Source organism: Streptomyces sp. NPDC059477 (genome assembly GCF_042749375.1).
Classification (GTDB): domain Bacteria; phylum Actinomycetota; class Actinomycetes; order Streptomycetales; family Streptomycetaceae; genus Streptomyces.
In genome coordinates this window covers 23,343-29,914 of sequence record NZ_JBHYUG010000003.1, presented here as the reverse complement: position 1 = coordinate 29,914, position 6,572 = coordinate 23,343, and the positions used below count along the sequence as shown (strand labels likewise).

6 protein-coding genes are annotated in these 6,572 nt (G+C 68.5%); all 6 read right to left on the bottom strand.

All coding sequences use genetic code 11. The features are described from left to right. Positions 1-87 precede the first annotated feature (87 nt). The 6 genes from pssA to ACFXAZ_RS02120 all read right to left on the bottom strand — a co-directional run bounded on the left by pssA (position 88) and on the right by ACFXAZ_RS02120 (position 6,564). The gene (pssA, locus tag ACFXAZ_RS02145) at positions 88-942 is read right to left on the bottom strand and encodes a CDP-diacylglycerol--serine O-phosphatidyltransferase (RefSeq protein WP_382692178.1); all 855 of its coding nucleotides are present in this window, start codon (positions 940-942) and stop codon (positions 88-90) included. Next, positions 929-1,585, bottom strand: coding sequence for a phosphatidylserine decarboxylase (locus ACFXAZ_RS02140; RefSeq protein ID WP_384583684.1), 657 nt, complete (start codon positions 1,583-1,585; stop codon positions 929-931). Before ACFXAZ_RS02140 ends, pssA begins: the two co-directional genes overlap by 14 nt. A gap of 168 nt (positions 1,586-1,753) precedes the next feature. Then, positions 1,754-2,959 carry an acyl-CoA dehydrogenase family protein gene (locus ACFXAZ_RS02135; protein ID WP_384583681.1) on the bottom strand — a complete coding sequence of 402 codons (1,206 nt, stop codon included), beginning with the start codon at positions 2,957-2,959 and terminating at the stop codon, positions 1,754-1,756. Next, positions 2,960-3,466 carry a MaoC family dehydratase gene (locus ACFXAZ_RS02130; RefSeq protein ID WP_384583678.1) on the bottom strand — a complete coding sequence of 169 codons (507 nt, stop codon included), beginning with the start codon at positions 3,464-3,466 and terminating at the stop codon, positions 2,960-2,962. Between the two features lie 4 nt (positions 3,467-3,470). Continuing rightward, entirely contained in the window at positions 3,471-4,436 is a 966-nt protein-coding gene (locus ACFXAZ_RS02125) for an HpcH/HpaI aldolase/citrate lyase family protein (RefSeq protein WP_384583675.1), read from the bottom strand. Between the two features lie 58 nt (positions 4,437-4,494). Next, the gene (locus tag ACFXAZ_RS02120) at positions 4,495-6,564 is read right to left on the bottom strand and encodes a protein meaA (protein WP_384583672.1); all 2,070 of its coding nucleotides are present in this window, start codon (positions 6,562-6,564) and stop codon (positions 4,495-4,497) included. Positions 6,565-6,572 lie beyond the last annotated feature (8 nt).

The window sequence follows — 6,572 nt, the reverse complement described above, 5'->3', positions numbered from 1 at the left end:
GCCGGTCGTCGCCTGCGCGCGGGCCCCCCCCCCGCCGCCGGGCGGGGGCCCCGCACGTCGTACGAGATCCGCCTCGTGTCCGTTCCGCTACGGCAGCTGTGCCGCCCGGGACTCGCGGCGGTTGTCGCGGAAGTTGTTCACCCGGCGGGCCGTGGCGAACAGCGGGATGACCGCGCCCATGACCAGCTGGAGCGCGCAGCCGGTCTGGAGGAGGAGCTGGCCGCTCGGGGCGTCGAAGGCCCAGGCGGCCAGCAGGCCCATGCTCAGCACGATCCAGGCGAGCATGGCGACCGCGAGCCGGCCCCGGGGCTTGGGGTACTCGACGCGGCTCACCATCAGCCAGGCCGTGCCCAGGATCGCCAGCAGCGTGGCCACGAAGGGCAGCTCAAGGAGGACGATGGAGACGACCGTGAGCGCGCCGAAGGGGCTCGGCATGCCCTGGAACATGCCGTTCGGCGGGGTCACACAGGAGAAACGGGCGAGCCGCAGCACCACGGCCAGCAGCACGACGATCGCACCGACCGCGGCTACCCGCTGGTGCGCGTCGTCCGCGACCATGCCGTAGACCAGCACGAAGTACGCCGGGGCGAGTCCGAAGCTGATCAGGTCGGAGAGGTTGTCCAGCTCGGCGCCCATGGGAGAGGAGCGCAGCTTGCGCGCGACGAGGCCGTCGAACAGGTCGAAGACCGCCGCGCAGAGCATGAGGATGACCGCCGTGGCCGCGCTGTGGCGGGCCATGCCGGTCTCCTGGCTGCCGGTGAGGTGCGGGATCAGGATGCCGGTGGTGGTGAAGTACACCGCCATGAAGCCGCACGTGGCGTTGCCGAGGGTGAGGGTGTCCGCTATCGAGAGGCGGAGCGAGAGTGGCATCTCCTCCTCTTCGTCGGGTTCCTCGGCCTCGGGTACCCAGCCCGCCTGTGTCTCCGGGTCAATCACGGTCAATGCGAGTCACCCCAGCCACGGTCTTCTGACCGACCTCGACCGCGACCTCCACGCCCTCCGGCAGATAGAGGTCCACACGCGAGCCGAAGCGGATCAGCCCGATCCGGTCGCCCTGCTCGACCTTGGTTCCCTCGGGCACGTAAGGAACGATACGCCGGGCCACGGCACCGGCGATCTGGATCATCTCGATGTCGCCCAGCTCGGTGTCGAAGTGCCACACCACCCGCTCGTTGTTCTCGCTCTCCTTGTTGAAGGCGGGAACGAAACCACCGGGGATGTGCTCGACCGAGGTGACCGAGCCGGACAGCGGGGCGCGGTTCACATGGACGTTCAGCGGGCTCATGAAGATCGCGACGCGGGTCCGGCCGTCCTTCCACGGCATGATGCTCTGCACCACACCGTCGGCGGGGGAGATGACCCGGCCCGTGGCGATCTCACGCTCGGGGTCGCGGAAGAACCACAGCATCCCGGCCGCGAGCGCGGTGGCGGGGACGGCGACGGCCTTGGCGGCACCCGAGCGGGGGGCGCGCAGCAGGCTGACGGCTGCGGTGGCGACGGTCGGGAGAAGCCACGGCGATGCTCCGCGTGCGAGGCGTACGCCGGCCAGGCTGTCTCGGTGTGCAGAGGTTTGGCTGTGGGGCATGGATGACCTTCGTAGCGGATGATGCCGCACTGGACGGGGGACGGCGGCTTTCCGGCGATCGTAGCGGTTCATGGCCACAACTGGGTAAGCCAGGAAGCCGAGTCGAGAGACGGACACCGCCTACGGGGTGTGATCTTCTTCTCGAACAAAACACCCCGTCTCCGGCATTCAGCCCTGGAATCGATACTCTTCGAGCAGCCTGCGCCCGATGATCATTTTCTGGATCTCGGCGGTGCCCTCCCCGATGAGCAGCATCGGTGCCTCGCGGTAGAGGCGCTCGATCTCGTACTCCTTGGAGAAGCCGTACCCGCCGTGGATCCGGAAGGCGTCCTCGACGACCTCTTTGCAGTACTCGGAGGCGAGGTACTTCGCCATCCCCGCCTCAAGGTCGTTTCGTTCGCCGGAATCCTTTTTGCGTGCCGCGTTCACCATCATCGCATGGGCCGCCTCCACCTTGGTGGCCATCTCGGCCAGCTTGAACTGGATGGCCTGATGCTGGGCGATCGGCTTGCCGAAGGTGTGGCGCTGCTGGGCGTATCCGACTCCCAGCTCGAAGGCACGCTGGGCGACTCCGCAGCCACGGGCCGCCACATTGACCCGGCCCACCTCGACACCGTCCATCATTTGGTAAAAACCCCGGCCGGTGGTCCCGCCCAGCACGCGATCGGCCGGAACGCGCAGCCCGTCCATGATCAGCTCGGTGGTGTCGACGCCCTTGTAGCCCATCTTCTCGATCTTGCCGGGGATGGTCAGCCCGGGGCGGACCTCGCCGAAGCCGGGCTCCTTCTCCACCAGGAAGGTCGTCATCGACCGGTGCGGGGCGGTGCCCTCGGGGTGGCCCTCCTCGCTCCTGACCAGGACCGCCACCAGCGACGACGTACCGCCGTTCGTGAGCCACATCTTCTGGCCGGTCAGGACGTACGTGTCCCCGTCCCGGACCGCCTTCGAGGTGATCGCCGACACGTCGGAGCCCAGCCCCGGCTCCGACATCGAGAACGCGCCCCGGATGTCACCGGCCGCCATCCGGGGCAGGAAGTACTCCTTCTGCTCCCGCGTGCCGTGCTGCTTCAGCATGTACGCGACGATGAAGTGGGTGTTGATGATGCCGGACACCGACATCCAGCCCCGGGCGATCTCCTCCACGCACAGCGCGTACGTCAGCAGGGACTCGCCCAGACCGCCGTACTCCTCGGGGATCATCAGGCCGAACAGGCCCAGCTCCTTGAGGCCGTCCACGATGGCCTGCGGATACTCGTCTCGGTGCTCCAGTTCGGTGGCGACCGGGAGGATCTCCTTGTCGACGAAGTCACGGACGGTGGCCAGGATCTCCCGCTGGATGTCCGTCAGACCTGCGGTCTGGGCGAGGCGGCTCATCTAGTTCTCCCGCAGCTCCGGGCGGCCGGGCTGCTCGCCGCCGCGCTCCTTGATGTACGTCTGGGTGGGGACCATCACCTTGCGGCGGAAGACGCAGACCAGCGTGCCGTCCTGCTTGTAGCCCTTGGTCTCCACGTGCACGATCCCGCGGTCGTCCTTCGACTTCGATGGCCACTTGTCGAGGACCGTCGTCTCGCCGTAGAGGGTGTCGCCGTGGAAGGTCGGCGCCACATGCCTCAGCGACTCGATCTCCAGATTGGCGATGGCCTTGCCGGAGACATCGGGCACGCTCATGCCCAGCAGCAGGGAGTAGACGTAGTTCCCCACCACCACGTTCTTGCCGAAGTCCGTCGTCCTCTCGGCGTAGTTGCTGTCCAGGTGCAGCGGGTGGTGGTTCATGGTGAGGAGGCAGAAGAGGTGGTCGTCGTACTCGGTGACCGTCTTGCCGGGCCAGTGCTTGTAGACCGCCCCGACCTCGAACTCCTCGTAGGTGCGCCCGAACTGCATGGCCTCACGCCTCCGGGATCTCGAACGCCGACGTCCGGGACATCCCCGCCGCCCGGCCCTTGCCCGCGATGACCAGCGCCATCTTGCGGCTCGCCTCGTCGATCATCTCGTCCCCGAGCATCGCGGAACCCTTCCTGCCGCCCGCCTCGGACGTGTAGTGGTCGTACGCGTCCAGGATCAGCTCCGCGTGGTCGAAGTCCTCCTGCGACGGCGAGAAGATCTCGTTGGACGCCTCGACCTGGCCCGGGTGCAGCACCCACTTGCCGTCGAAGCCCAGCGCCGCCGCCCGCCGCGCCACCTCGCGGTAGCCGTCGACATTGCGGATCTGGAGGTAGGGTCCGTCGATCGCCTGGAGGTCGTTGGCGCGGGCGGCCATCAGGATCTTCATCAGGATGTAGTGGTAGGCGTCCGCCGGGTAGCCGGGCGGCTGCTCGCCCACCACCAGCGACTTCATGTTGATCGACGCCATGAAGTCGGCCGGACCGAAGATGATCGTCTCCAGCCGCGGGCTGGCCTGCGCGATCTCATTGACGTTGTTCAGGCCCCGCGCGTTCTCGATCTGCGCCTCGATGCCGATCCGGCCCACCTCGAAGCCCATCGTCTTCTCGATCTGGGTGAGCAGCAGGTCCAGGGCGACGATCTGCCGCGCGTCCTGCACCTTCGGCAGCATGACGCAGTCCAGATTCGGGCCCGCGCCCTCGACCACGGTCACGACATCGCGGTACGTCCACTCCGTCGTCCAGTCGTTGACACGGACGACCCGCGTCTTGCCCGTCCAGTCGCCCTCGTTGAGGAACTTGACGATGGTGTGCCGCGCGTCCGGCTTGGCCAGCGGCGCGCAGGCGTCCTCCAGGTCCAGGAACACCTGGTCGGCGGGCAGGCCCTGGGCCTTCTCCAGGAAGCGCGGATTGCTTCCCGGTACCGCGAGGCAGGAGCGCCGCGGACGCAGACGGTTCACGGGCGATGTCATGCGGGGACCTCCAAGGGGTCGTTCGTGCGGTCGGTCACGGGGTCGGTCACTGGGTCGCTCAGGGGTCGAGCAGGGGGTCGAGCTGGTTCGCCGTACGGATCTCATCGACGATACGGCCGATGATCCCCGTGATGTCGAAGTCCTTCGGGGTGAAGACCGCGGCCACCCCGGCGGCCCTGAGCCGCTCGGCGTCCGCGTTCGGGATGATCCCGCCCGCGATCACCGGGATGTCCCCGGCGCCCGCCGCGCGCAGCCGCTCCAGCACGTCCGGCACCAGTTGCGCGTGCGAGCCGGACAGGATGGACAGGCCCACCGCGTGCACGTCCTCGGCGAGCGCGGCGTCCACGATCTGCTCCGGGGTGAGCCGGATGCCCTGGTACACCACCTCGAAACCGGCGTCCCGCGCCCGCACCGCGATCTGCTCGGCCCCGTTGGAGTGCCCGTCCAGGCCCGGCTTGCCGACCAGGAAACGCAGCTTGCCCGCGTCCAGCTCCTTGGCCGTCAGCTCCACCTTGCGGCGCACCCCGGCCAGCGCGCTGCCCTCCTCGACGGGGACGGCCAGCGGGGCCGACGACACGCCCGTCGGGGCGCGGAACTCGCCGAACACCTCGCGCAGCGCGCCCGCCCATTCGCCGGTCGTGACCCCCGCGCGGACGCATTCCAGCGTCGCCTCCATGAGGTTCCCGGTGCCCGCCGCGGCCTCCTTGAGCCGCTCCAGGGTCTGGGCGACGGTCGGGTAGTGGAACGGGTCGCCCATGCCCTGCCGGTCCGAGGACTCCTGACGGGTGGTGCGCCACTCCCCGATGGCCCGCACCGCCCGTGCCTCCACCGCCGGGTCCACCGTCATGATCGCGGTGTCCAGATCGGCCGTGAGCGGGTTCGGCTCGGTCGTCTCGTAGATGTTGACGCCGACGATCTTCTCCTGCCCGGACTCGATCCGCCCCCGGCGCTCGGCGTGCGAGGAGACCAGCCGCGCCTTGAGATAGCCGGACTCGACGGCGGCCATCGCGCCGCCCATCTCCTGGATCCGGTCGATCTCCGCCAGCGACTCCTCGACCAGCGCGCCGACCTTCGCCTCGATGACGTGCGACCCCTCGAAGATGTCGTCGTACTCCAGCAGATCGCTCTCGTGCGCCAGCACCTGCTGGATGCGCAGGCTCCACTGCTGGTCCCAGGGCCGGGGCAGCCCCAGCGCCTCGTTCCAGGCCGGAAGCTGTACGGCACGCGCGCGGGCGTCCTTGGAGAGGGTGACCGCCAGCATCTCCAGCACGATCCGCTGGACGTTGTTCTCCGGCTGCGCCTCGGTCAGGCCCAGCGAGTTGACCTGGACGCCGTAGCGGAACCGGCGCTGCCTGGGGTTCTCGATGCCGTACCGCTCGCGCGTGACCTTGTCCCAGATGCGGGAGAAGGCGCGCATCTTGCACATCTCCTCGATGAACCTGACGCCCGCGTTCACGAAGAACGAGATCCGGGCGACGACCTCGCCCTTGCGGTCCTCGGGGATCTGCCCGGAGGCGAACACCGCGTCCAGCACGGCGATCGCGGTGGACATCGCGTACGCGATCTCCTGGACCGGGGTGGCTCCCGCCTCCTGGAGGTGGTAGCTACAGATGTTGATGGGGTTCCACCTGGGGATGTGGTGGACCGTGTAGCAGATCATGTCCGTCGTCAGCCGGAGCGAGGGGCCCGGTGGGAACACATGGGTGCCCCGGGACAGGTACTCCTTGACGATGTCGTTCTGGGTCGTGCCCTGGAGGGTGGCGATGTCCACGCCCTGCTCCTCCGCGACGACCTGGTAGAGCGCCAGCAGCCACATCGCGGTGGCGTTGATGGTCATCGAGGTGTTCATCTGCTCCAGCGGGATGTCCTGGAACAGCCGGCGCATGTCACCGAGGTGCGCGACCGGCACCCCGACCCGGCCGACCTCGCCGCGGGCGAGGATGTGGTCGCAGTCGTAGCCGGTCTGCGTCGGCAGGTCGAACGCCACCGAGAGACCGGTCTGGCCCTTGGCGAGATTGTTCCGGTACAGCTCGTTGGACGCCTCGGCGGTGGAGTGACCGGCGTAGGTGCGCATGAGCCAGGGCCGGTCCTTGTCCCTGCGCTCACCGGAGGACTGACGCTCGGTCATCGCTCGGC

Excerpts from the sequence above, each read along its gene's own strand:
- ACFXAZ_RS02140 (WP_384583684.1), bottom strand. The coding sequence starts at position 1,585 with ATGCCCCACAGCCAAACCTCTGCACACCGAGACAGCCTGGCCGGCGTA.
- ACFXAZ_RS02130 (WP_384583678.1), bottom strand. The coding sequence starts at position 3,466 with ATGCAGTTCGGGCGCACCTACGAGGAGTTCGAGGTCGGGGCGGTCTAC.
- ACFXAZ_RS02125 (WP_384583675.1), bottom strand. The coding sequence starts at position 4,436 with ATGACATCGCCCGTGAACCGTCTGCGTCCGCGGCGCTCCTGCCTCGCG.
- ACFXAZ_RS02135 (WP_384583681.1), bottom strand. The coding sequence starts at position 2,959 with ATGAGCCGCCTCGCCCAGACCGCAGGTCTGACGGACATCCAGCGGGAG.
- ACFXAZ_RS02120 (WP_384583672.1), bottom strand. The coding sequence starts at position 6,564 with ATGACCGAGCGTCAGTCCTCCGGTGAGCGCAGGGACAAGGACCGGCCC.